At 61.0% G+C, this 21,902-nt stretch carries 25 protein-coding genes and 2 pseudogenes; 16 read left to right on the plus strand and 11 right to left on the minus strand.

Going from position 1 to position 21,902, the window contains the following annotated elements:
- Positions 1 to 28: 28 nt before the first annotated feature.
- The 6 genes and pseudogenes from CO671_RS34220 to CO671_RS17050 all read right to left on the minus strand — a co-directional run.
- Positions 29 to 158: pseudogene (locus CO671_RS34220) on the minus strand (IS6 family transposase); the annotation flags it as partial.
- A 15-nt stretch (positions 159 to 173) separates the two neighbouring features.
- The gene (locus CO671_RS17030) at positions 174 to 425 is read right to left on the minus strand and encodes a hypothetical protein (RefSeq protein ID WP_097606895.1); all 252 of its coding nucleotides are present in this window, start codon (positions 423 to 425) and stop codon (positions 174 to 176) included.
- Positions 425 to 637 (minus strand): hypothetical protein, encoded by a 213-nt coding sequence (locus CO671_RS17035; RefSeq protein ID WP_010034582.1) that lies wholly within the window; start codon positions 635 to 637, stop codon positions 425 to 427. Before CO671_RS17035 ends, CO671_RS17030 begins: the two co-directional genes overlap by 1 nt.
- A 198-nt stretch (positions 638 to 835) precedes the next feature.
- Positions 836 to 1,237, minus strand: a complete 402-nt coding sequence (locus CO671_RS17040; protein ID WP_097606896.1) for a hypothetical protein — start codon at positions 1,235 to 1,237, stop codon at positions 836 to 838.
- Positions 1,234 to 1,554: a hypothetical protein gene (locus CO671_RS17045; RefSeq protein ID WP_141514468.1), complete on the minus strand. Its 321-nt coding sequence runs from the start codon at positions 1,552 to 1,554 to the stop codon at positions 1,234 to 1,236. The genes CO671_RS17040 and CO671_RS17045 overlap by 4 nt, the downstream gene beginning before the upstream one ends.
- A gap of 88 nt (positions 1,555 to 1,642) precedes the next feature.
- Positions 1,643 to 2,158, minus strand: a complete 516-nt coding sequence (locus tag CO671_RS17050; protein WP_097606897.1) for a hypothetical protein — start codon at positions 2,156 to 2,158, stop codon at positions 1,643 to 1,645.
- A gap of 453 nt (positions 2,159 to 2,611) precedes the next feature.
- On the opposite strand from CO671_RS17050, the gene CO671_RS17060 reads away from it, so the two are divergent.
- Positions 2,612 to 3,415: a DNA methyltransferase gene (locus CO671_RS17060; RefSeq protein WP_245424989.1), complete on the plus strand. Its 804-nt coding sequence runs from the start codon at positions 2,612 to 2,614 to the stop codon at positions 3,413 to 3,415.
- A gap of 57 nt (positions 3,416 to 3,472) precedes the next feature.
- Here CO671_RS17060 and CO671_RS17065 read toward each other — a convergent pair whose 3' ends face one another.
- A complete protein-coding gene (locus CO671_RS17065; RefSeq protein WP_097606900.1) occupies positions 3,473 to 3,898 on the minus strand; it encodes a hypothetical protein in 426 nt (141 codons plus the stop codon).
- Between the two features lie 263 nt (positions 3,899 to 4,161).
- Here CO671_RS17065 and CO671_RS17070 point away from each other — a divergent pair, with 263 nt between their 5' ends.
- From CO671_RS17070 to CO671_RS17110, 9 genes and pseudogenes are all read left to right on the plus strand, one after another.
- Positions 4,162 to 4,749, plus strand: coding sequence for a hypothetical protein (locus CO671_RS17070; RefSeq protein WP_097606901.1), 588 nt, complete (start codon positions 4,162 to 4,164; stop codon positions 4,747 to 4,749).
- Between the two features lie 222 nt (positions 4,750 to 4,971).
- A complete protein-coding gene (locus CO671_RS17075) occupies positions 4,972 to 5,292 on the plus strand; it encodes a hypothetical protein (RefSeq protein ID WP_097606902.1) in 321 nt (106 codons plus the stop codon).
- A gap of 190 nt (positions 5,293 to 5,482) precedes the next feature.
- Complete coding sequence (locus CO671_RS17080; RefSeq protein ID WP_097606903.1) at positions 5,483 to 5,866, plus strand: cell surface protein; 384 nt, start codon at positions 5,483 to 5,485, stop codon at positions 5,864 to 5,866.
- Between the two features lie 155 nt (positions 5,867 to 6,021).
- Positions 6,022 to 6,321, plus strand: a complete 300-nt coding sequence (locus CO671_RS17085; protein WP_097606904.1) for a hypothetical protein — start codon at positions 6,022 to 6,024, stop codon at positions 6,319 to 6,321.
- A 264-nt stretch (positions 6,322 to 6,585) separates the two neighbouring features.
- A complete protein-coding gene (locus CO671_RS17090) occupies positions 6,586 to 7,254 on the plus strand; it encodes a methyltransferase domain-containing protein (RefSeq protein ID WP_097606905.1) in 669 nt (222 codons plus the stop codon).
- Between the two features lie 289 nt (positions 7,255 to 7,543).
- Positions 7,544 to 8,426, plus strand: a pseudogene (locus CO671_RS17095) (aldo/keto reductase).
- A gap of 571 nt (positions 8,427 to 8,997) precedes the next feature.
- Positions 8,998 to 10,275, plus strand: a complete 1,278-nt coding sequence (locus CO671_RS17100; protein WP_097606906.1) for an alpha/beta hydrolase — start codon at positions 8,998 to 9,000, stop codon at positions 10,273 to 10,275.
- A gap of 84 nt (positions 10,276 to 10,359) precedes the next feature.
- Positions 10,360 to 11,610: an FAD-dependent oxidoreductase gene (locus tag CO671_RS17105; RefSeq protein WP_097606907.1), complete on the plus strand. Its 1,251-nt coding sequence runs from the start codon at positions 10,360 to 10,362 to the stop codon at positions 11,608 to 11,610.
- Between the two features lie 35 nt (positions 11,611 to 11,645).
- On the plus strand, positions 11,646 to 12,683 hold the full coding sequence (locus CO671_RS17110) for a proline racemase family protein (protein WP_097606908.1): 1,038 nt from the start codon (positions 11,646 to 11,648) through the stop codon (positions 12,681 to 12,683).
- A gap of 52 nt (positions 12,684 to 12,735) precedes the next feature.
- On the opposite strand, the gene CO671_RS17115 is transcribed toward CO671_RS17110, so the two are convergent.
- The gene (locus CO671_RS17115; RefSeq protein WP_097606967.1) at positions 12,736 to 14,268 is read right to left on the minus strand and encodes a winged helix-turn-helix domain-containing protein; all 1,533 of its coding nucleotides are present in this window, start codon (positions 14,266 to 14,268) and stop codon (positions 12,736 to 12,738) included.
- A 118-nt stretch (positions 14,269 to 14,386) separates the two neighbouring features.
- Here CO671_RS17115 and CO671_RS17120 point away from each other — a divergent pair, with 118 nt between their 5' ends.
- Together CO671_RS17120 and CO671_RS17125 are read left to right on the plus strand one after the other, a co-directional pair.
- On the plus strand, positions 14,387 to 14,821 hold the full coding sequence (locus CO671_RS17120; protein ID WP_097606909.1) for a cupin domain-containing protein: 435 nt from the start codon (positions 14,387 to 14,389) through the stop codon (positions 14,819 to 14,821).
- Positions 14,822 to 14,902: 81 nt separating this feature from the next.
- The gene (locus CO671_RS17125; RefSeq protein WP_097606910.1) at positions 14,903 to 15,385 is read left to right on the plus strand and encodes a RidA family protein; all 483 of its coding nucleotides are present in this window, start codon (positions 14,903 to 14,905) and stop codon (positions 15,383 to 15,385) included.
- Between the two features lie 61 nt (positions 15,386 to 15,446).
- Here CO671_RS17125 and CO671_RS33380 read toward each other — a convergent pair whose 3' ends face one another.
- Entirely contained in the window at positions 15,447 to 15,611 is a 165-nt protein-coding gene (locus CO671_RS33380; RefSeq protein ID WP_010027657.1) for a hypothetical protein, read from the minus strand.
- A gap of 166 nt (positions 15,612 to 15,777) precedes the next feature.
- Positions 15,778 to 17,325: an EAL domain-containing protein gene (locus tag CO671_RS17130; protein WP_097606911.1), complete on the minus strand. Its 1,548-nt coding sequence runs from the start codon at positions 17,323 to 17,325 to the stop codon at positions 15,778 to 15,780.
- 181 nt (positions 17,326 to 17,506) lie between these two features.
- Here CO671_RS17130 and CO671_RS17135 point away from each other — a divergent pair, with 181 nt between their 5' ends.
- The 4 genes from CO671_RS17135 to CO671_RS17150 all read left to right on the plus strand — a co-directional run bounded on the left by CO671_RS17135 (position 17,507) and on the right by CO671_RS17150 (position 21,015).
- Entirely contained in the window at positions 17,507 to 17,758 is a 252-nt protein-coding gene (locus tag CO671_RS17135) for a hypothetical protein (RefSeq protein ID WP_141514469.1), read from the plus strand.
- 160 nt (positions 17,759 to 17,918) lie between these two features.
- The gene (locus CO671_RS17140) at positions 17,919 to 18,779 is read left to right on the plus strand and encodes an alpha/beta hydrolase (protein WP_097606912.1); all 861 of its coding nucleotides are present in this window, start codon (positions 17,919 to 17,921) and stop codon (positions 18,777 to 18,779) included.
- A 33-nt stretch (positions 18,780 to 18,812) separates the two neighbouring features.
- Entirely contained in the window at positions 18,813 to 19,817 is a 1,005-nt protein-coding gene (locus tag CO671_RS17145) for an NADP-dependent oxidoreductase (RefSeq protein WP_010030365.1), read from the plus strand.
- Positions 19,818 to 19,893: 76 nt separating this feature from the next.
- On the plus strand, positions 19,894 to 21,015 hold the full coding sequence (locus CO671_RS17150) for an alkene reductase (protein WP_097606913.1): 1,122 nt from the start codon (positions 19,894 to 19,896) through the stop codon (positions 21,013 to 21,015).
- A gap of 113 nt (positions 21,016 to 21,128) precedes the next feature.
- Here CO671_RS17150 and CO671_RS17155 read toward each other — a convergent pair whose 3' ends face one another.
- A complete protein-coding gene (locus CO671_RS17155) occupies positions 21,129 to 21,710 on the minus strand; it encodes a TetR/AcrR family transcriptional regulator (RefSeq protein ID WP_010029896.1) in 582 nt (193 codons plus the stop codon).
- Positions 21,711 to 21,902: the final 192 nt, after the last annotated feature.

Consider the following 21,902-nt stretch of genomic DNA (forward strand, 5'->3'; position numbering starts at 1 on the left):
CAGGCACATTTTTGGGCAGATGCCGGGATCAGACGGCCACGCCTGCAACGGCCTTCCAATGTGCGATCGCTCCCAAGGCGATGCAGATGGACGGCGATGGCTGAGTGTTTCGAGTGAGGCGGCACGAAGAGATTTCGGACAGCCGCAAAGACGGACAGGACCACCGTCAATCCCTAGGCTCGGACGACGAGGCCGGCCCAGGCCGAACGGGAGATTTCCTCCATGGACGGGTTTTCGGTTTCATAGTCCTCCAGCAGCGTCAGAAACCAGCCGTGAGGAGACTTAAGGTCTTCGGGTTTCCGGAAGCCACTCTCGCATTCCTCGCAATGAGCGTAGAGCGTCCGATCGGTCAGGTCCTTTTGAAGATAGAGGCGACCCTGATGGTCGCATCGCGGGCAGGTTCCGACATAATAGAGCTGTGTCATCAGTAGCCGCCACTTCCCCCGTCGGCGCCACCGCCATCACCTCCGCTATCATGTGGGGAATAGCCGTCGCCACCGATATACTCGCCGCCGATATACGAAGCTGCGCCGCCAGCCAAAATCCTGCGGAGACGTTCCCGACGCGGCCAAATAAACAAGAGCAGCCCGAGCAAAGTGAGAAGGAAGACCGCGGCGATAACAACCTGCAATAACATTGACCTTTCCCAGATGCATGGTCGTGCGTAGCTATAACTAGAGTTGCCCCAGCCGCAATCCAACCCCATCTCGGAAACCCCGTGTGTGATGGCCCTGTGACCCTGCCCATTCGACTACGGTATGCGGTTCGGGGGCAGCCGGCACTTTAGGAGGTCCGACGCCCGCGCCTCCGCCCGTACGCGCGCTCTTGGAAACATTCATCCGCCAACGATTATGTAACGCTCATTCTCATCCAGTTCATCTGGGTCAACGTTAACGACCGACATAGAGCCGGTTGGGGAGACGAGGATGAAAGAATAGGGGTTGGCCGTTTCATCGTTCGCGATCAGCAACGGCGTTGCGAGCACCATCGCCAACGAGATGGCGATTTTCGAAATGCCCAGATTGGATGGTGGATCGACGTGGTAAACCTCGAAGTATTGTGAGAAAGCGCCTTCCGATTGTTCGTAGACGCAACATGTAATCAGGTCGTCTTTGATTTCCGTTATGCTATGGATGATCTTCACAGCATCATGCACAACGGAAAAAACGATCGCGAGGGCGTCGCGTAGCTGCTCGTCGCTGGCTTTCTTTTCTAGAGCCGCACCGAATAGAATCATTGTCTCTCTCCTCTATCCGGCGGCAACGGGACATAGGCACCGCTGCGTCTGTCCAGCCAATCGAGGTGAGATTTGCCGGCAGTGCGGAGATAGGCTGCGGCCTTGAGAAACAGCGGGTGGCGCAGATCCCGCTTTGTCAGAAGATGATACCCTTCCCCTTCTGTCCGCGTCATCATTGCCGCTCGTTCAGGTTCGTCGCTGTATGCACGCGCCAGAAAAGTCACCACCCCGTCTGTGAATTCAAACACGTCGTACTCGTAATGGTAATCGTAAAACCCCTCAACGTCAGGCTCAGATGCATCGATGTGATGCGACACTTCCACCCCCATCGGCCAAGCTGTATCGCCCCGCCTCAACAGGACCCTGGTGCGCCACAGGGCCACGCGGGCTCGGTAGAACAGCAGTTCAATCCGCAACAAATTCACAGGCCAGCAAGGTCTTCCCCGGCAGGCCATCACCTTCACGTGCCACGATCGAAACCTTTCCCGGACCGGCTAGACCCGGAGCAGGCTGTCGTTCTTCCGAGAGCTGTCGGGAATATCCCTTGCTGGAAGTGCCCAGTAGGTCCGATGTCTCTGGCTTCAGGTCGTATTTCGCTGCCAGCTCATCGGCGTGGAGACCCTCGATCAATATGCCGACGGCGGAGTTGGCGAAAAACACTTCGTTGCTTTGAAACCCGTCTTGGCCGATCTGTTGCGGGACCTTGTAAATTGCGGCACCAAGTGACGACGTCTCCGGCTTTGCGAGCTCTTCAGCGGCGTCGTAGACCGTGGACGCCGCCGTCAAGGAATAGGGTGGATTGCAAAGCGCGGCGTCATAAAAGATGCGATTGGATGGGGTTGCCATGGCACCGCCGACTTGCAACAGTGCGACTGCCACGCCTGCAGTCAGAGTTCCGCGATAATGTTTGCGATTGAGCATTGGTGAATTCCGTTGAACTGATGGTTGTGTGGCCGTGTTATACACGTCTATTACAAAGTGACGAGGCTCTTTTGTGCCGTTCACAAGAAACGCGACAGGGGGTGGAGTCGCGAGCCGCACGGTCGAGCTTCGAATTCGAATGGCGCCCAAGGGCAGCTATTTCCAGGGTTTCCTGAGCTACGTCGCATTGTGGATAAGACTCTGACGGCGGCTATTCAGGAAGGGGGCGTCTCCACCAGGATTTGGCCTTATCCGCGCAACATCTGGATCAGCGGATCGCGCGCTGCGACGCCTGTACCATTGCGTCCAGACGCCGCTGCAAAGCCGGCGGTTCGAACTCCATTCGCACCACGCTAAGCGCGTAGCACATCGCGGCCGTGAACGGCATCCAGCCTGGAGGGATACCTCCGTAAACGACTCTCAGGTCTGCGAGGAAGCAGTTGGTTGGACCAGATGCCGTTATCAGTGGTCGCAAAGGCATCAGAAGCTCTGGGGGGCGTGAGAATGGAACTTGGACCGCATGTTACTGCAAAACAGATCAGTCAGCGTCAGTGGCATAGCGGTGGAAACCAGGGTTTTGAAGTTCTCAACGCCGGCCCACAACGTCTCCGCAGCGTGTTGACGGTCTCCAATCGACATCACTTTCCCTTGCCGGACTTTCAGAACGGCGATGAAATCAGGTTCCCCGGCGCTTTGGTGTCGGCATTGCTTGATCGGTTTACAAAGCCAGGAGACGCCGTCTTCGATCCCTTTGTGGGCTTGGGAACGACGTTCTTTGTCTGCGAGCAGAGCGGCAGGCTGCCTTACGGGATAGAAGCCGACCGGCAGCGATATGAATGGGTCAGGGAACGCATCACGGCAAAGCATCATCTCATCTGCGGTGATAGCGCCGAGCTGGCAGCCTTCGATTTTCCCGAGATGGATTTTTGCATCACATCGCCGCCATACATGCCCCATTGGCATAAATGGAACCCGCTTTATAACGGCGATCCCGATTATGACGGCTACGATATCTATTTGAAAAGAATGCAGGAAATATTCGGCCGGATCTGCCAACGCATGAAGACGAACGCCCATCTTGTCGTTCAGGCCGACAATCTGACCAACGAACAATTCTCTCCGCTTGTCTGGGATCTGGGAAGAGCTTTGTCAGAGGTTATGACGCTCGAAGGGGAAATTATGGTGAATTGGTCTGAAGCAGTGGAAAGCGGCAACCGATTCACCCAGTGCCTCGTGTTCAGGAATACAGGCGGATGAAATCAAGTTTGCCGCGACGGTCGCTCCATCCTCTGCCCCAAGGCAGCGAAGCGAAAACTATTGAGCGGTCGGGAAGTCTCTCTCAAAGGCTTCCCTTTCTTTCTTCCCGTAGGCGGATGAGTAATAGCCGCTGCAGATCAGATAAGAGCACTCATCCGGGTCGCCCATTTCCCATCCCGGCAGGCAGGTGACCACGCGCTGGAATTTTTCGTTGCAAAGGCCGTGGTTTGCCAAGAGCCGCGGCTCGTTTCCGAAATACGCGCTTATGGCTTTCTGGCGAGTCCATGCAGGAACGACTTTCCAATCAGCGGCGCCGCCTTCAGCGCTGACATTGCCGGTCGCACAGAGCGACCAATTGGAAATCACGATCGGCTGATCGCAGGCAAAAGCCTGGACGGTGCTGCCCAGCAAGATCGAAACCAATGCCAGCAGCCGCTGACCATAGACCATCGCGCCCTTCTCCCTCATGCCGAACTTTCGCATCCTGGCCTCCAACCGTGTGCAATGACCTATCGCCCTGACGGGATCAGGTGACATCAAAAACGACTAAGATTATTTTCCTAGTTCATGAAACGTTCTTACGCTAGATTGCGCGCCGTTGCAACCATGGAATGTTGAATGTTGAAGAATATTGTAACGAGTAGCGATGTCGCCGCTTGCGCCGGTCCTTCCCTCCGCAGGCGTGAAAAAACGAGTTCTTCTGGCCACTCCCGCAAGGACGGGCTGGCAGCCGAGGCGAGGACCTGATGGCGGAATTCAGCCCTCGTGACAGGAGCCGCACCAGTGCCGGCAAGACGCGGTCGCTTGTGCGCAAACATACTGCGCCGCCGAGCGGCGGCGATGACGGCAGCCTTCGCTGGCAATGGTTGACGATCCAGCTGCTGGAATCGCCGGCGTTCACGTCACTGAGCGCGAATGCCAGCCGCGCCTTCTTCCGCATCATCATCGAGCACACCGCGCACGCCGCCCTGGCAAATGGCAGGCTCGTCGTGACCCATCCGCAGTTCGTCTCTTACGGCGTCACCGGCGAATATGTGGCCGACGCGCTGGATGAGCTGGCCTATAAGGGGCTGATAAAAGTTCGCCGCGGCCGGGCGGGAAACGGCGTCGCCCATCCCAATCGGTTTACGCTTACCTTCGTTGGCGACCATGAAGGTGCGCCGCCAACCGACGAGTGGAAGCGTTGCACGCCGGAGCGGTGCCGGAAGTGGTCGGAGGTCGACCGCAAGCTTGCCGCCGACAAACGCGGGCGGGTCGGCAGGAAGAAAAAACCGCCACTTCGGGATCCCGAAATTCCCCCGCTTCGGGATCCCGAAATTCGCCGCGCCTCGTGAGCGCTCGGGGCGAGGGAAGAGGCAATGATTTCAAAGCCGCAACCAATTTCGGGATTCCGCAGTGCTATATAGATTCTGGTGGGGAATTCCTCATCAGCCCGCAAGATCAAGCCAGAAGCTAGTAGAGCAGTTGCCTGCTGCCGGCATGCCTAGTTTCGCGCAACCTTGCTGGTGTATCCGCGAGCGTGACGATGTTTGACGCGCTTTCGGCCGGAGGAATGCATGGCGATGGGAATTTTTCGGGCTCTGGGCGCGGCGGCGATGATGGCGGTTCTTGCCGGCTGCGTCGATCATGCCAACGACCCGGTGCTGCTGGCCGTCGGCGTGCCGGTCAATCCGCCGGCCGTTGCACACGGCCTCTGCATGACCGACGGCAATGCGATGTATGACGAGGCGAAGCGCCAGTATGAGCTGCGCGCCCAGCTGACCGGATATGCGCAGGCTGATGCGCTCGAAGCGGAAACGACGGCGCGCGCCGCCGCTCATCGGCAATATGTCGCCTGCCTCTCCGGCCAAGGCTACCGCACATTATACGCGAATTGAGAACAGAGAATTCATATTTCCTGGCCGGGCTGTCGGCGCCCTTCGCCTGATTGCGGCTTTTCACAATTTATCGCGATAAGGTCACGCCGGATCGCCTGCAATCACGAGTTTTGGAAGCCGCGCGTGATCGCGGAACCCCGCCGGACGCAAAGGCATTTTCGCAGGGTAAATCCACGAAGGAGGGTTTATCATGAAAATATTCAGTCTTGTCCCTTTGACCACTACCCTTGGTATCCTTGTCGCCCTGGCGGCGATCGTTCCGGCTGAGGCCGCACCCGTTCCCATGCTTCGGCCGGCCATCGTCTCGCCGGCCCCGTCAGACGCGAAAGCAGTGCAATATAAGGCACATACCGGCACCTGGCACGGCTATCGGGGCTTTGCCACGGAACGTCCCGGCACCCGCCGCCATTCCGATGGCTATTGGTATCCGCTGGCCGCCTTCGGCGTCGAAGCCGGCACGACCGGCGCGATCATCCGCCAGCCCGTCAACAGGCCGGCGGCTCCGACAATGTGCAACCCTACGTTTTCGGGATCGATCGGGCCCGGCAGCATGCCCTGCGATAACGGCTATTGAGCCGGCAAAGGAAAGAGGCGGCGACGAGCCGCCTTTTTCTCGCTCGGGGCGCCGCTCACATGTTCGTGACCTCTGTTGCGGTGCGGTAGTATGTGACAGATCCGCTTCCTAACTCCTCGGCGTAAATTCCCTCACATCCTCCCAAGGAGACGATCATGATCTCGACGTTCAAGAGCGGCCTGGCGGCCGCGGCCCTCGGCGCAATGCTCGGCCTTTCCTCGTTCTCGGCCGAAGCGGCTCCCCTCCAGTCGAGTGCGACGGAGCAGGGCGCGGTCAAGCAACCGGTTGTCCAGGAAGAAACCCCGGTGCAGCACGACAGGCGCACCACCGGTTCGATCGGCGAGCGCGGCCCTGGTACCATGGCTTCACCCTATATGATGAACCCGAAGAAGCCGCTGAACATGGATTGCAAGCTCGGCTTCAACCCGACAAGCAGCTCCAGCTGCAACTATTGAGCCTCGCGATTGGGCTGAGGGGCGGCTTCCGGGCCGCCCCTTTCCATGCGGACGGTGGCCGAACGGCGCCAGCCTTTCGCGCGAGCGCCCGCCATGTCAATGATGGCAAAAAGCCATGGATGCGCAAACAGGCCGGGCGCCGATTAAAAAAATCGTCGCAAACGCCGGCTCACACAGGCGATTGACGTCTCTGCCTTGGAATTGCCATGCTGGCCGCGATGGTCGCATTGATACTCAATTGAATTTCAGACAGGTGGAACAGACATGACCGCAAAGGCTGCATGCTCCGATTTCCTGCATTTTTTCCGCTCCTGGATCAGCAACCCGCTTCGGGTGGCGGCCATCGCGCCGTCGGGGGATTCCCTGGCCAGGATCATGACCAGCGAAATTGCCGCACTGGATGGGCCGATCATCGAGCTCGGCCCGGGCACCGGCGTGTTCACCCGGGCGCTGCTCGCCCGCGGCGTCAGCGAGGCGGATCTCACCCTGATCGAATATGGGCCTGAATTTATCGATGCGCTGCAGGCGCGTTTCCCGGCGGCGCGCGTATTGCAGATGGATGCCGCCCACCTAGCCCAGGCCGATATTTTCGAGGACGAACCGGTCGGCGCCGTCATCAGCGGCCTGCCGCTTCTGTCCATGTCGCCGCGCAAGATCGCCTCGATCCTTGCCGGCGTCTTCACTTATATGCGGCCGGGCGGGGCGGTCTATCAGTTCACCTATGGCCCGCGCTGTCCGGTGCCGCGGCCGATCCTCGACCGTCTCGGCCTGAAGGCCGTGCGCATCGGCGGCACGGTGCGCAACCTGCCGCCGGCCTCCGTCTACCGGATCTCCCGCCGCAAGCCGCTCGAGCTTTCCCGTGAGCGCCTGCGATACCGCGACAGCGACGCCGAAATCGACGTTGCCGCCTTTTCCGGCGAAACCGGCGCCTGAACAGCAGGCGTTAACATAGGAGCCTGGCATCCGCTCCGGCGTCGCTTTGACGCCATGTTTCCGGCGCCATCCCTGTTATGTCAGTGGCACCATCCTATATCTCAAGCGTCGCAGCGCCCGCATTGCCGATGCCGCGGCGACGGGCGGCTCACGACCAGCTTGCCAGCGCCAGGGCAGGGCGACAGTCGCGCTTCGAAAGCCGCTTCCAGCCGCTGCTACCGGGGGGGGCGGCAGGGTTCCGCCGTCCCGCAGACATCAAACCATTTCATTGACCAAGAGAGGAAAGATCATGGCCAGTTACAACGCAGCCAAGTCAGGCACCTTCAGGATCGGCGGCGAGATCGAGGTCAATCGTCTCGGTTTCGGCGCCATGCGCGTCACCGGCAAGGGCATCTGGGGCGAGCCCGAAGATCACGCTGAATCCATCCGCACGCTGAAGCGCCTGCCGGAGCTTGGCGTCAATTTCATCGATACAGCCGATTCCTACGGCCCCGACGTCTCCGAATGGCTGATCAAGGAGGCGCTGCATCCCTATGGCGGCAAGTCTGTCGTCGCCACCAAGGGCGGCCTGACCCGCCATGGCCCCGACATCTGGCTGCCGGTCGGCCGTCCCGAATATCTGATCCAGCAGGTGCATAAGAGCCTGCGCAATCTCGGGCTCGAGCAGATCGATCTCTGGCAGCTTCACCGCATCGATCCGAAAATCCCGGCCAGGGAACAGTTCGATGCGATCAGATCGCTGCTCGATGCCGGCCTGATCCGCCATGCGGGCTTGAGCGAAGTCTCCGTCGCCGAAATCGAGGCCGCCTCGAAACACTTCAAGGTCGCCACCGTCCAGAACCGCTACAATCTCGTCGATCGCACCAGCGAGGACGTGCTCGATTATTGCGCCAAGCACAATATCGGCTTCATCCCCTGGTATCCGCTGGCCGCTGGCGATCTTGCCAAGCCCGGCTCGCTGCTCGATACGATCGCCAGGAAGCACAATGCCGCGCCGAGCCAGATCGCGCTCGCCTGGGTGCTGAAGCGCAGCCCGGTGATGCTGCCAATCCCCGGCACGTCCAAGGTCAAGCATCTGGAAGAAAACGTCGCGGCCAGTCGACATCGCGCTCACCGACGAGGAGTTTTCGGCGCTGGATGCCGAAGGCCGGAAGCTGTTCAAGGCGGCTTGAGGGGACGACGGCAGCCGATGAGAGTGCGCTTGGCTTGCCCCTCACCCTAACCCTCTCCCCGTTTTACGGGGAGAGGGACGTGCCCTGCGAGAGGTTGGTGGGGAACGGAGAGGTCGCGGCATATCCCCTTCTCCCCGCGAGCGGGGAGAAGGTGGCGGCAGCCGGATGAGGGGCGCCCGTCGGCGATCAACGAGGCCACATTTTTCAGCAGAATTTGACCATCCGGTCAAACATGCCGCAAAATGAGGCGGCGATCTGTTATTTTAAGGGCAAGCATTGCGCTGAATGCATTGCTGCATTGCGGTATTTTCGCTATTCCCGATCAAATGAATGGGCTATCAATATCTCCGTAAGCAGCGCACTCCTCCTCCCAGCGCTCTTACATCGGACTGACAACACTCCTCCTCCCAGTTGTCAGTCAGGATCAAGAGCCTGGCGCACCTCCTCCCGCGCCAGGCTCTTTTCTTTTTCCGCTCAAGCTTTCCAGCGCATCCGGTTTGACTCGGCAGGCGTCGTCGGACTATTTGAATGGGCGCCGCCTGTCGGTGCGCGAACCGGTTGGAGTTTGATCATGATCGGCAAATGGCGCGCCTCGTATGCGGCCCTGACAGGTCTTCTGGCTGCAGCGCTTGTGCTCACCGGCTGTGGCGGCAGGCCGCTCGGCGTCATGCAGGCGGCCGGCACCGTGCCGCCCGGCACCTCGAAGGTCGATCTGCTCGTGGCGACGACACGCGCCCCCGACAACAATCCTGCGGTGCTTTTCTCCGGCGAGCGCGGCACGGGGCTTGCCGTCAACGCCGTCGATGTCTCCATCCCGCCGGATGCCAATCGCAAGATCGGCCAGGTGCAATGGCCAAGGCGGCTGCCGGCCGATCCCTTACGCGATTTCGTCACCGTTTCCGTCGATCCGCTCGAGGGCGAGCGGGCGGGCGAGACCTGGTTGAAAACCCATATGCCGAAGAGCCGCCGTGTGCTGATCTTCGTGCACGGCTTCAACAATCGCTACGAGGACGCCGTCTACCGCTTCGCCCAGATCGTCCATGATTCCCATGCCGACGTCGCCCCCGTCGTCTTCACCTGGCCCTCACGCGCCAGCATCTTCGATTACAATTACGACAAGGAAAGCACCAACTATTCCCGCGACGCGCTGGAGGAGCTGCTGACCCGCACCGCCGCCAACCCCGCCGTCAGCGATGTCACCATCATGGCGCATTCGATGGGCACCTGGCTCACCGTCGAAGCGCTCAGGCAGATGGCGATCCGCAACGGTCATGTGGCCTCCAAGATCAACAATGTCATCCTCGCTTCGCCCGATCTCGATGTCGACGTCTTCGGCCGCCAGTTTGTCAGCCTGGGCAAGGACAGGCCGCATTTCACCATTTTCGTCTCGCAGGACGATCGTGCTTTGGCGCTGTCGCGGCGCATCTCCGGCAATATCGATCGGCTCGGCCAGATCGACCCGTCGGCCGAGCCCTATCGCAGCAAGCTTGAAGCGGCCGGCATCACCGTTCTCGATCTCACCAAGCTCAAGGGCGGCGACCGGCTGAACCATGGCAAATTCGCCGAAAGCCCCGAAGTGGTGAAGCTGATCGGCGACCGGCTGATTGCCGGCCAGACGATCACCGATTCCAATGTCGGTCTTGGCGAAGCGGTCGGCGCGGTGGCGATGGGCGCTGCCCAGACCGCCGGAAGTGCCGTCAGCGTCGCCGTCAGCACGCCGATCGCCATCTTCGATCCGCGCACCCGCCGAAATTACGATGCCCAGCTGAAACGTCTCGGCCAGTCGATGGACAATACCGTCGGCTCGGTCGGCGACAGCGTCGGTGCCGGCCTGCCCGCAAGCCAGTAAAAATTCCCCCTCTAGGCATCGCCGTCGATGTGATATATCAGATTCGTGACGGCGCTCTTGTCTGCCGTGCGGGCGGGTGATGGCATGGCGGATGAGACGAAGAAGAGGGTTGTTGTTGTCGGCGCCGGCGTGATCGGCACCTCGATCGCCTTCGCATTGCAGCGGCGCGGCTTTGCGGTGACGATGGTCGACAAGGGTGAGCCGGGACGCGGCACCTCTTTCGGCAATATGGCAAGCATCGCGCTCGATTTTGCTGCCGGCTCCGGTCCTTCGACCTGGAGGAAAATGCCGGGCTGGCTACTCGATCCCGAAGGCCCGGTCTGGCTGCGGCCTTCCTATGCAGCGAGAATCCTGCCCTGGTTTCTGCGCTTCCTCGCTGCCGGCCGCCCGTCGCGCCTCAGAGAAATCGAAGATGCCGGCATGAGCCTGTCGCAGCGCGCGCTCGGCGATTTCAGGGAGATGCTGCAGGCGATCGGCGCCTCCGAACTGATGACGGAGGAGGGGTGTCTGGCGATCTACGAGACCGAAGCGGAATTTGCCGCCGACCGCGGCCATCTTGCCATGATGCAGCGTTACGGCTTCGAATTCGAGGTGTTGAGCAACGGCGCCATCCAATATTATGAGCCGGCTCTTTCGCCTGTCATCGCCAAGGCGGTGCTGCTGCCCGACAACAAGTCGATCCGCGATCCCTATGGACTGGTGGTCAAACTGGCCGAGGCGGCCAAAGCCGCGGGCGCGGCCTTTGTCTCCGGCGCCGTCAGGAACATCGAGCGCAAGGGCGATGGCGCCGTCGTCGTCCTCCTGGACGATGGCCGCCGTCTCGAGGCCGATTCCGTCGTGCTCGCCGCCGGCGTCCACACCCGTTTTCTGGCCGAAAAGCTCGGCGAGCCGATCCCGCTCGAAACCGAGCGCGGCTATCACACGCAAATCATGAAGCCGGGCATCTCCATGCGCTATTCGGTGATCTGGCCAGCGCGCGCCTTCATGGTGACGCCGACGGCCGGCGGCATCCGCGTCGGCGGCAATGTCGAACTCGCCGGTCTCGATGCCGCACCCGATTTCCGCCGCCCCCGCGTGCTGGTGCGCCACGCCCAGCGCGCACTGCCCGGGCTGAAACTCGAGGAGGCGACGGACTGGATGGGCCATCGCCCGGCGCTGCCCGATACGATCCCGATCATTTCGCCGTCGTCGAAGATGCCGGGTGTTTTCTATGCGACCGGCCACGGCCATCTCGGCCTGACCTATGCCGCGACGACAGCGCGGCTGATCGGCGATATGGTGACCGGCATTGAGCCGCCGGTCGACCTGACCCCGTTCCGCATCGACCGATACTGAATGAGAACCGCTACCTCGGAACCGGAGTTTTCGATATGAGATGGAAGCGCACGATCCAGCTGCTGGATGTCCACGCCGAAGGCGAAATCGGCCGCGTCGCGATCGGCGGCGTGCCGAAGATCCCGGGCGAGACCATCGCCGCCCAGCTGCATTGGCTGAACACCGATCCGAAGGGCGACGAGCTGCGCCGCTTCCTCTGCCTGGAGCCGCGCGGCGCCCCGATCGGCTCGGTCAATCTGCTGCTGCCGGCGCGTCATCCGGAAGCGGACGCCGCCTTCATCATCCTGCAGCCCGACCAGGCGCATGCGAGTTCCGGCTCGAACTCGATCTGCGTGACGACGGCGCTGCTCGAAGCCGGCATCGTCGAGATGCAGGAGCCGGAGACGATCGTGACGCTGGAAACCGCCGCCGGCCTCGTCAAGGCGACGGCGACCTGCCGCAACGGGCGCTGCGAGAAGGTCAAGCTCACCATGGTGCCGTCCTTCGTGCATGAACTCGACGTCGAGATCGACACGCCGCATTGGGGCAAGATCAAAGCCGATCTCTGCTATGGCGGCATCTTCTATGCGCTGGTCGATGTCGGCCAGATCAATCTCAAGATCGAGAAGGCCAATGCCGCCGGCCTCGTCCAGGCCGGCATGATCCTCAAGGAGCTGATCAACCGCGACATCAAGGTCGTCCATCCCGAAATCCCGGCAATTTCAGGCGTCGCCTATGTGATGTTTCGCGATACCGAGGCCGACGGCACGGTGCGCACCTGCACCACCATGTGGCCGGGCCGGGCGGACCGCTCGCCCTGCGGCACCGGCAATTCCGCCAACCTCGCCGCGTTGCATGCCCGCGGCAAGGCGAAGGCCGGCGACGTCTTCACCTCGAAATCGATCATCGGCTCTGAATTCGAAGTCGGGCTGCAGGCGCTGACCGAGGTCGCCGGCCGCCCCGCGGTCATCCCCACCATCACCGGCCGCGGCTTCACCTTCGGCCTCACCCAGGTGGCCCTCGACCCCTTCGACCCGCATCCCGCAGGCTTCGCGCTGACGGATGTCTGGGGGCCGTCGGCGGGGGAGATTTGAGTGGGCAGAGGCGTAATGACCTCGCCTGCAGCTCGCTCGCCAAAGGCCCCTTTTAGCGTTCCGCCTCTTGCAACAGCCCGTTGAGGCGGGTGGCCCAGAGTTTGTTGCCCTCTCGGAACGGTCCAAGCGCATCGCCGGCAGATTCCGGAAGGCTGCTGGCGGCAGCGGCAAGACGGCGAGCCTGCTGGATATTCCCCACGGCCATGTGGCAGCAGGCCTGAATGCGCATGAGCGCCGGCCAGTCGGGCCGCGCCTTCAGCGCAGCACGCCCCACGTCGAGCGCGCCCTCGATATCGTCCGAAAAGAACCGCGCGAGCATCAGCAGACTGAACCAGACCCCGTTCTGCGGATCATGCGGGTTGAGTTCGAGGCCGCGCGACAAAGGTTTGCGTGCGCCGGCCGCATCCCCGGAAAAGAGCCGGGCCATGCCGAGGACGAGATGCCCCAGGGCGAAGCTCGAACCGAGCTCGATCGACCGTTCCGCGGCGAGGATCGCCTGGTCGGCTCTGCCCGTATAGGCCGACACGATCGCCAGCGCATAATGCGAATAGGGGTTTCGCGCGTCGAGATAGATCGCCCGCAGGGCGGCACTCAATCCCTCCTGACCGTCCGCGGCGGGATCGTCCGTCCAGCCATAGGCGATGAGGCCGGCGTTTACCCGCGCCCGCCAGATCTGCGCCTCCGGAAGCATGGGGTCGAGTTCGGCGGCCTCGCGGAAAAATCGTCTTGCCAGAAGGTGGGTTGGCTGTGAGACCTTGTGGAAATTGAATGTGCCTTGCCGGACAAGGTCCCAGGCCGTGATGTTGCCGGTGTGCGGAGCGACCGCAAGCCCGTGGCGCAACAACAACTCCGGTTCGACCGCCGCGGCGATCCGCTCGGCGATGGCGTCTTGCACCGCAAATATCTCGGCCAGCTGAAGATCGTAGTGTTCGGACCAGACGGTCGCGCCCTTGGCCGCGTCGGCGAGGTGCACCGATATCCGGATCCGGTCGCCGGCATACCGGATCGCCCCGTCCACCAGAAAATTGACACCGAGTTCGTGCCCGACGGCGCGCGGATCCCTGGAGCCGTTCCATCTTGCGAAACTCGCTCCGCGTGACGCGACGCGCAGCCATCTGAACCGGGTGAGCGCGATGATCAGGTCGTCGGCGATACCGTCGGCCAGATATTGTTTCTCAGCATCGCCGCCCAGATTTTCAAAAGGCAGGACTGCAATCCCGGGGTTGGGTTCGGCTCGCGCATGCCATCCGCTGTCGGCTCCGTCGCTTGCACTCTCCACCCGGCCGGAAAACCTGTAGCCGAGCCGTGGGACGGTGACGATCCATTCGCCGCCGTCGGACGCGGGGCCGAGCAGCTTGCGAAGGGCCGCAATCTGAACCGAAAGGTTACTTTCCTCGACGGCCAATCCCGGCCAAACGGCATCCATCAGGGCCGATTTGGAGACGACACCCCCTTGTGCCGCAAGCAGAACGGCAAGCAGCGAAGCGCCGCGGGCGCCAATGGCGACAGGCCGGTCGTCACGAAGCAGGCATCCGTTCTCGGCAATGAACTCGAAGTGGCCGAATGCAAGGTGTGGGGTGTTCATGGCCGGCCATGATACGCCGATTTCGCAGTTTTTCGGAACTTTTCGGTCTCTCTTCAGGACTTGCGCCGGCTGAGCGCGCAGGGTCTGTTTCATCGCCGCGATGGAAAAGGTGAGCGCCATGAGGAACGAAGCAGCGCAACCGAAAAATCCTCCTGCATTAACCGCGAAAGTCGTAAGCGGGAGCGGCAGCCATGTCGCCAAGCAGGGATCCGTCTACCGGTCGGGCGTCTCCGCGCAGAGCGTCGGATCGACCATGCTGTGGCTCGGGGCGATTTCGCTGCCCGCAGGCAGGCGAACCGGCGCCCATCGCCATGAGGGACACGAGACCGCCCTTCTCATGACCGCAGGCCAGGAGATCGAGATCTGGTCAGGGCCGAAGCTCGAACGCTGCGAAATGGTCCGCCCCGGTGACTACCTGTTCATTCCGGCCGGCGTTCCGCACGTGGCCGTCAATCGCAGCACGGAGGACGCCGAATTCCTCGGAGCCCGCAACGATGCCGCGGCGAACGAGAGCGTCGTTCTGATGCCGGAGCTTGACCACATCGTACCCTAAGGCGCGTCGTCATCCTTGTTCGCTTGTCGCGCACGAAGTCTTTGCTTTTATCCACGCTCCAAACAGGTCGGGAGGTGCATTATGGCCATCATCGAACAACGTCTCGCCGAAATGGGCCTGGAATTGCCCGAGCCTCTAAAGGTTCGCGATGGCCTGCTGCTGCCCTTTGTCTGGGTTCGGGTGTGCGGCGCCCGCGCTTACATCTCGGGTCACGTCGCGTGCAACCGCGATGGCACATTGGCCAACCCTCTCGGCAAGGTCGGCGCCGAGGTTTCGCCGGAGCAGGGTTACGCGTCGGCGCGGCTGGTTGCCCTGGCCCATCTCGCAAGCCTCAAGCGGGCTCTCGGAGACCTCGATCGGGTCACGGCCTGGCTGCGCGTCTTCGCCATGGTGAATGTTGCTCCAGGTTTCAATGAGACGCCCCTGGTCACAAACGGCTATTCCGATCTGATCCTGGAACTGTATGGTCCCGACATCGGCGCGCACGCCCGCTCGTCCATCGGCATGGCCATCCCATTGAATGCGCCGGTAAACTGCGAAGCGGAAGTCGAAATTGACGGTTGATCCCTAGAGCATGATGCCGAAAAGTGTGAGCGGTTTTCGGACGACATCATGCTCTAACTCTTTAATTGAGGACGAAGGGATCGATCTCGGCCTGGTGCTCTCCCTGGGATAGATCACGCCCTTGCGCAGGATGATGCTGGTCATAGGGCCTGGTCTTGCTGGTCTGGATCAGCGCATGGGCGGCCCGCACCCGGTGCGATCCGCAGGATCGGTAGCCGCCAGCCATACGGCACACCGATCAGCCCTCATCCTTCGAGGCCCTTTGGGGCACCTCAGGATGAGGACGGAGAGAGGACGGCATTCCGGGCGCGAGGGGCATCCGCACAATTCGCAAAGCGCTTGATTGGAAGCGCCAACTCTCCTTCCGCCTGATAGACGAGCGGATCGTCCCATCAACGGCGCTGCCGAATCCTGTTGCCGACCTGATCCGCGGCGATCTCCTCGATCGGCGCCGGTCTGCCCAGCAGATATCCTTGACCGATGTCGCAACCCAGATCCTGAAGCCGCTGAAGTTGGCTCTCCTCTTCGATGCCTTCGGCCGTTATCGTCACGCCAAGCCCGGTGCCGAGAGCGATGATGGCCTTGATCACCTTGTCCTGCTTGTCATTGGTCTCGAAGGAAGCGACGAAACTCCTGTCGATCTTGATCTTGTCGAACCGGTAGTTGGACAGTTGGGAGAGGCTGGAATAGCCTGTCCCAAAATCGTCGAGGGCGATCCTGACCCCCGCATTCACCAGATCGTCGAGGACAATGCGGGCGGTGACGGCGTCTTGAATGATCGCGCTCTCCGTTACCTCAAGCTCGACCCTGTGCGCGGGCAGGCCGACATCGCCCAGTATCTTGAGAATTCTGAGGCCCAGCAGCCGGTCGCTCAGTTGGATCGGAGAAAGGTTGAACGACAGGACAAGCTCGCTCGGCCAGGAAAGCGCATCGGTGCAGGCGCAGCGCAGCAGTTGGTCCGTCAATTCGACGATCAGACCGGCTTCCTCCGCCACCGGAATAAATTCGCTCGGCGGGATGAATTCGCCGGACGCCGTCTTCCAGCGCGCCAGCGCCTCGAAGCCGATGATCTTGTTCGCCTTCAGGTCCACGAGCGGTTGATAATAGGGAACGATTTCGCCCTTCCGGATGGCTGCGCGCAGATCCCCTTCTATTCTGACCCGTTTCGCCAGCTCGTCCTGCATCGACGGCACGAAGGGCTTCACCAGATTGCGCCCCTGCTTTTTCGCCACATACATCGCACAGTCCGAATGCCGGATGACCTGACCGAGCTCATCGCCGTCCTCCGGATAAAGCGCGAAGCCGACGCTGGCGCCGAGGTCGACGGCGACACCATTGAATGTGAACGGCTTGCCGATCGCGCTGACGATGCGGTTCCCCAACGCGACAAGATCGGGATTTCCGATGCGCCGCGCCAGAACCATAAACTCGTCTCCACCAAGGCGAAAAACGTGCTCGCGGGGAAAGAGCGACGAGAGCCGCTGAGCAACGGTCTTCAGCACCGCATCACCGTGATCGTGCCCCAGGAGGTCATTGACCTTCTTGAAGCCGTCGAGATCAATGCTGAACACGGCATAAATATCTTGTGCCGTTTGATCGGTCATCGCCTGCGCGCATATGGACTCCAGGAATCTGCGGTTCGGCAGCTCGGTCAGCGTGTCGTGACAGGCAATCCAGTCGACATGTTTCTCGGCCTGCAGCCTGCGATTAACCTCCCGCGAGAGATCCCGGATTCTCAGCGCGGAATAAATGAGCCCGAGAAACCCGGAGATATTCAGGGCAAGCAGCGCGTGGTCCAGCGGATAGTCGTGATGCTGGTCGACGAACCCGTCCAGCCCCTCATGCCAATCGAAGCGCCAGGAGAGGCCGAAGAGAAGCAGGAAGATCGCGAGCCAGCCCAATATCTCCATCTGGGGTCTGGTTGGTCGGATGCGAGGCATATGAACAGGCTCCCGTTGAGTGAAGAGCCATCATGGCCAGTTCGCAGGACCGCACCGTCCCTGGCGGTGATCGAAGTCCGCCACAACTCATTCGGGCGGAATTATAGAGAGCCGGCTTGCCGTCATCGATCAAGCGCGCACCGACACGTCCTAGAATTTCTGTGAACCTCGAAGGTTAACGTTGGGTTGCCCGGACGAAGGTGCGGGCATTTCGCTGCGCATAACGGATAGCTTTCCCGCAATTCGGATGGGCTTCGCCACGAACAGTCGCAGCGAACATGCACCGCGGATCCGGTTCGCACGGCTGAAACGACGCAAGGCGCTGTTCTCATTCGCCGGCCACGGCAAATCGCGCCAGGGGCCGGACGATCCAAGGGCGTCCGATTTCACTCAGAAAATTCCGCTTGACAATTTTGATGATGAGTATCATTAATCTTATATGATGATGATCGTCATTAAAACTAAAATGACAGAAGCAATGGCGATGGATTGGTGCGAAGCCGCAGCGGAAAATGGCGTTTCTCACCGGGACATCGAGCGGCACTGACAAGGCTCTCAAGCCTGCCGACTTGAGTGGGAGAATGGAGTAAACGATGAACACGTCTGGATACCTGCGGTCGGCTACCTGCTACGCCGAGGCGCCAAACCTCTGGATCAATGTGGGGAAAACCCCTTTCGTCTATCGCGATCTTGGCCCCCAAGGCGGCGTGCCGATCATTCTTCTCAACCACTGGGGCGCAGTGTTGGACAATTTCGATCCCCGGATCGTCGATGGTCTCGCTGCCAAACATCATGTCATTGCGACCAATTACCGGGGGATTGGCGCCTCGGGCGGCACGGCCCCTGTGACCATCGACGAGATGGCGCGTGACGCGATTGCGTTTATCCGGACGCTTGGCTTCGAAAAGGTCGATCTGCTCGGTTTTTCCCTTGGGGGATTTGTCGCGCAGGACATTGCGCTGAAGGCGCCGGAGCTTGTGCGGAAACTCATTCTGACTGGAACAGGCCCGGCCGGCGGCAAGGGGATCGAGAAGGTCGGGGCCATGTCCTGGCCGCTGATCGTCAAAGGCCTGCTGACGCTGCGCGACCCGAAAACCTATCTGTTTTTCACGTCGACGGCCAATGGCCGCCGAGCCGCGAAAGCCTTTCTCGATCGTCTGAAAGAGCGCAAGGCCGGAAGGGACAAGGGGCCGACTCCAAGGGCATTCCTGCGGCAACTCAAGGCGATCAAAGCCTGGGGGCGGCAGGCGCCTCAGGATCTCGGTCGCATCAATATCCCGGTCCTGATCGCCAATGGCGACAATGACATCATGGTCCCGACAATAAACAGCACCGATATGGCCCGGCGCATTCCGGGCGCGCAATTGGTGATCTACCAGGACGCCGGGCATGGCGGGATTTTCCAGAACCACGCCGATTTCGTGCCGAAGGCTTTATCGTTCCTTGGCGCCTGACGCCGCAACAGACTTCGAATTGGAGAAAGCCCCGTGAAGGCATTCGTCGTTGACAAGTACAAGAAGAAGGGCGCTTTGCGCCTGACCAGCCTGCCGGAACCGGAATTGCGGGACAATGATGTCCTTGTCCGGATTCAGGCCACGGCCGTGAACCTGCTGGACTCCAAGGTCCGGGATGGAGAGTTCAAGCTTATTCTCCCCTATCGTCCGCCCTTCGTCCTCGGGCACGACGTTGCCGGAACGGTTGTCAGGACTGGATCCAGGGTCAGGCGGTTCAAGGTGGGTGACGCGGTCTATGCACGGCCGCGCGATCATCGGGTCGGCACATTCGCCGAATTCATTGCCATCGATGAAGCCGATGTGGCGCTGAAGCCGAACAACCTCGGCATGAGCGAAGCGGCGTCCATTCCGCTGGTGGGGCTGACCGCCTGGCAGGCGCTGGTCGAGGTGGGCAAGGTCAAGCCTGGCCAGAAAGTCTTCATTCAGGCCGGTTCCGGCGGTGTCGGCACTTTCGCCATTCAGCTTGCCAAACATCTCGGCGCGACGGTTGCGACGACGACGAGCGCTAAAAATGCCGAGCTGGCGAGAAGTCTCGGGGCGGATGTGGTCATCGACTACAAGACCCAGGATTTCGAGAAGCTCTTGTCGGGTTACGATCTGGTGCTGAACAGTCAGGATCCGAAGACGCTTGAAAAATCTCTGGGCGTGCTGAAGCCGGGTGGCCGGCTGATTTCCATTTCCGGTCCGCCCGATCCCGCATTCGCCAGCGAGCTCGGCCTGAACCTGTTCCTGAAACTGGTGCTGCGCCTGCTGAGCCGAGGGGTCCGCAAAAAGGCGAAGCGTCTCGGCATCGCTTATTCATTCCTGTTCATGCGCGCCGACGGCCAGCAGCTGGGTGAGATTACCCGCCTGATCGAACAAGGCGTCATCCGGCCTGTCGTCGACAAGGTGTTCCCGTTTGAAAAGACCGGGGATGCACTGGCCTATGTCGAGACCGGGCGTACCAAGGGCAAGGTGGTCATTGCGGTCGCGGACTGAGGTCGACCTGCCCGACATGGCGTGCGTTGCGAGACGAACGCCAGCAATATTTCCAAACTCTCGATGAAAGTGACAAATGACCAGCAAGACACTCTTTGAGCCCTCCGTCCTCGGCTCTCTCACCCTATCCAACCGCATCGTCATGGCGCCATTGACGCGCAACCGAGCCGGCGCCGGCTTTGTGCCAGGTGATCTCATTGCCGAATATTATGCGCAACGGGCCTCGGCAGGCCTGATCATCTCGGAGGCGACCCAGATTTCGCAACAGGGTCAGGGTTACCAGGACACGCCCGGCATTTACACGCAGGCGCAGATCGACGGCTGGCGCAAGGTGACCGCCGCAGTGCATGCCAGGGGCGGCCACATCTTCCTCCAGCTTTGGCACGTCGGCCGGGTATCGCATGTCGATCTGCAGCCGTATTGCAAGGCGCCGGTCGCGCCTTCCGCCATCAGGGCCGAGACCAAGACCTTCGTGAACAACGCCTTCGTCGATGTGTCCGAACCTCGGGCGCTCGACCTGGACGAGATCCCCGGCATCGTCGAGAATTTTCGTCGCGCCGCCGCCAATGCGATTGCCGCCGGTTTCGATGGTGTCGAAGTTCATGGCGCCAACGGCTACCTGCTCGACCAGTTCGCCAGGGACGGAGCCAACAGCCGCACCGACGCCTATGGCGGGTCGATCGAAAACCGCGCCCGGCTGATGCTCGAAGTGACGGCTGCCGTCATCGCGGAAGTTGGAGCGGGGCGAACCGGCGTTCGGATTTCACCGGTGTCGCCGGCCAATGGGATATCGGCAACCGATCCGCAGGCGCAGTTCAACCACATCGTCGAAAAGCTCGACGCGATGGGCGTTGCCTATCTCCATGTCGTGGAGGGCGCCACCGGCGGGCCACGTGACATCGCACCCTTCGACTACGAGGCGCTTCGCCGCAGGTTTAAGAATACCTATATCGCCAACAACGGCTACGATCCGGAACTCGCAACGGCCAGGCTGGAGCAGGGGCTGGCGGATCTGTTCGCCTTCGGCAGGCCGTTTATCGCCAACCCGGATTTCGTCGAGCGCCTGAAGATCGGTGCGCCGCTCGCCAATCTCGATATGGCGACGCTCTATGGCGGCGGCGCGGCGGGCTATACGGACTATCCCACCATGGCTGCGCTAGAACAGGATGATTTTATGCCGGGACGACAAAAAATCTAAATCCTGTTCTCAATTAAAGAGTTAGAGCATGATGTCGCCCGAAAACCGCTTACACTTTTCGGCATCATGCTCTGGTAAACGCCTGACGACGATAGGGCCGCACATGCGCGGCCCTATCGTTCCCGCGTCCGGTTTTCGATGGCGTCACGGCAATCCGCCCGGCAGGCCTCGAGCAGTTCGTCCGCCAGCGGTGAATCGTCCGGGCAGGCCCTTGAAAGCACGATGGCGCCGACGGCCTGAGCGAGGATGGCGATGGCTTGCGCCCGCCCGCCGGCGCCGGAAGCGTGATGTTGCGCGATGCCGCCCTCCACCGCGCGCACGAGCTTGTCTATTCCTTCAGCAAAAACGGCCTTCGTTTCTTCAGGCTGGCGAGCGGCATCGCAACCGAGCGCTGCGGCCGTACATCCCTGGCCGCGCCCATCCCGGTGTTCGCGCGCGAGATAAAGTTCCATGACGGCGAGGACGTCATGACCGGCATAGCGCTTCAAGGTCTCGCTCAAACCATTCTCGGTCGACTCCGCGATCAACTCCTCCTTGGAGCGGAAGTGATTGTAGAAGCCGCCATGGGTAAGCCCCGCGCGCTCCATCAACTCCGCCACCCCCACGCCATCGAACCCGCGCTCGCGAAACAGCTCTGACGCGGTGGCGATAATCCGCTCGTAGTTTTCCTGCTTCTTTTCCTTGGTGATCCGCACGTTGCAGCCCTTTCGACGGCCATGCCCAAGCTATGATGTCGTTTATCATTATAGCTTGGTATATTGATGATGTATATCATTAATAACGGAGGCCGGCACAAGGAGTATTTATGGCATGCATAGCGCTTGGCAGGGAATAAGCATCACGGACCTTCCCCCTGCGCGTCCTTTCAGACGCGTAGGGGGAAGGCT

This window comes from Rhizobium sp. M10, assembly GCF_002531955.1.
In the GTDB taxonomy this organism is placed as follows: Bacteria; Pseudomonadota; Alphaproteobacteria; order Rhizobiales; family Rhizobiaceae; genus Rhizobium; species Rhizobium etli_C.